Origin of the sequence: Mesorhizobium sp. M7A.F.Ca.CA.001.08.2.1, assembly GCF_003998455.1 — a bacterium.
GTDB lineage: Bacteria > Pseudomonadota > Alphaproteobacteria > Rhizobiales > Rhizobiaceae > Mesorhizobium > Mesorhizobium ciceri.
On record NZ_RZPW01000903.1, the window covers coordinates 1 to 2,268 of the forward strand.

General features: G+C 63.0%; 1 protein-coding gene and 1 pseudogene. Both read left to right on the forward strand.

Annotated elements, in window-relative coordinates; translation table 11 throughout:
* Positions 1–455: pseudogene (locus tag EN914_RS32700) on the forward strand (phosphoribulokinase); the annotation flags it as partial.
* Positions 456–465: 10 nt separating this feature from the next.
* Positions 466–2,268, forward strand: a 1,803-nt coding sequence (tkt, locus tag EN914_RS32705) for a transketolase (protein ID WP_127389554.1), incomplete at its 3' end; no start/stop codon positions are given.

The window sequence follows — 2,268 nt, forward strand, 5'->3', positions numbered from 1 at the left end:
CGATCAATCTGGCCAAGCATGCGGATCTCAAGATCGGCGTCGTGCCGGTCATCAATCTCGAATGGATCCAGAAGATCCATCGCGACCGTTCGACACGCGGCTATTCCACCGAGGCGGTGATGGACGTGATCCTGCGCCGGATGCCCGACTATGTCCGCTACATTGTCCCGCAATTCTCGCAGACCGCCATCAACTTCCAGCGCGTGCCGATCGTCGATACGTCCAACCCGTTCATCGCGCGCTGGATTCCGACACCCGACGAATCGATGCTGGTTATCCGCTTCGCCAATCCGCGCGGCATCGATTTTCCGTATCTGCTGTCGATGATCCACGACTCGTTCATGTCGCGGCCAAATTCCATCGTGGTGCCAGGCAACAAGCTCGATCTTGCCATGCAGCTGATCCTGACGCCGCTCATCCTGCAATTGGTTGAACGCAAGAGCCGTGTGTCGTGAGGAGGATGCAATGACCAGCCAAACAGCACTGAAGCCCGTCACCACAACCGCTCCCGTCTCGGAGCGCGAGATGGCGAACGCCATTCGCGCGCTGGCGATGGACAGCGTCCAAAAGGCGAATTCGGGTCACCCTGGCATGCCGATGGGCATGGCCGATGTCGCAACGGTGCTGTTCAACCGCTTCATTAATATCGATCCGTCGAGACCGGACTGGCCCGACCGTGACCGTTTCGTGCTTTCAGCCGGCCACGGCTCGATGCTGCAATACGCGCTGCATCATCTGCTCGGCTACGAAGACATGCAGGTCGAGGAATTGCAGCGATTTCGGCAGCTGGGCAGCCGCACCGCCGGACATCCGGAATACGGCCATGCGCTTGGCGTGGAGACCACCACCGGACCGCTTGGACAGGGCATTTCCACGGCGGTCGGCATGGCGCTGGCGGAACGCATGCTTGCCGCCCGCTACGGTGCCGATCTGGTCGATCATCATACCTATGTGATTGCGGGCGACGGCTGCCTTCAGGAGGGAATCAGTCACGAGGCGATAGACCTCGCTGGTCACCTGAAGCTTTCCCGCCTGATTGTCTTCTGGGACGACAATGCGATTTCCATTGACGGGCCGACCTCCCTCTCCACGTCGATGGACCAGCCGGCGCGCTTCAAGGCCGCCGGCTGGGATGTCCAAAGTGTCGCCGGGCACGACATGGCAGCAGTCGCCGCGGCAATCGAGGCGGCGCGGCGGTCGGATCGGCCATCGCTGATTGCCTGCCGCACAGTGATCGGCATGGGTGCCCCCAATCTCGGCGGTTCGGAAAAGACGCACGGCGCACCGCTGGGTGAAGCAGAGATCGCCGCGACACGCGAAAACATCGGCTGGGCCCACGCGCCGTTCGAAGTGCCGGATGATATCCTTTTCGCCTGGCGCGAGATTGCCGGTCGCGGCGAAGCGATGCGGCGCGCCTGGGAGCAGCGGCTTGCCGCCTCGCCGCGACGCGAGGCTTTTGAAAACGCCGTCGCCGCCGAACTGGCCGACACGGTCTTCGACGCGCTCGAAGCCTTTCGTCGCGAACATGTCGAGAAGGCAACCAAGGTGGCGACGCGAAAAGCCTCCGAAATGGTGCTGGAGGCCATCAACGGCGCAACGGAATTGACCGTCGGCGGCTCGGCCGATCTGACGCACTCGAATCTGACGATCACCAAGGGCATGAACCGCATTGCGCCGAGTGACTATGCCGGCCGCTACATTCACTACGGCATTCGTGAACACGGCATGGCGGCCGCCATGAACGGCATCGCGCTGCATGGAGGGTTCGTGCCTTATGGCGGTACGTTCCTGTGCTTCGCCGATTATGCGCGCGGCGCGATGCGGCTCTCGGCGCTCATGGGCCAGCGCGTCATCTATGTGATGACACACGATTCCATCGGCCTCGGCGAGGACGGTCCGACGCACCAGCCGGTCGAGCACCTGGCGATGCTGCGTGCCACGCCCAATCTCAACGTCTTCCGTCCGGCGGATGTCATCGAAACGGCGGAGTGCTGGGAACTCGCGCTGAAGAGCAAGGATCGGCCGAGCGTCCTGGTGCTGTCGCGCCAGAACCTGCCGATGCTGCGTCGGTCGCACAGTGACGAGAACCGCTCCCGCCAAGGTGCCTACGTCCTGCGCGAACCAGCCGAGCACCGTGCCGTCACCCTGATCGCCACCGGCTCGGAGGTCGAGATCGCGGTTGCTGCCGCCGAAAGGCTGGAGACCGAGCATGGTGTCGCCGCCGCCGTCGTGTCGATGCCGTGCTGGGAGCTTTTCGAGGAGCAGGAA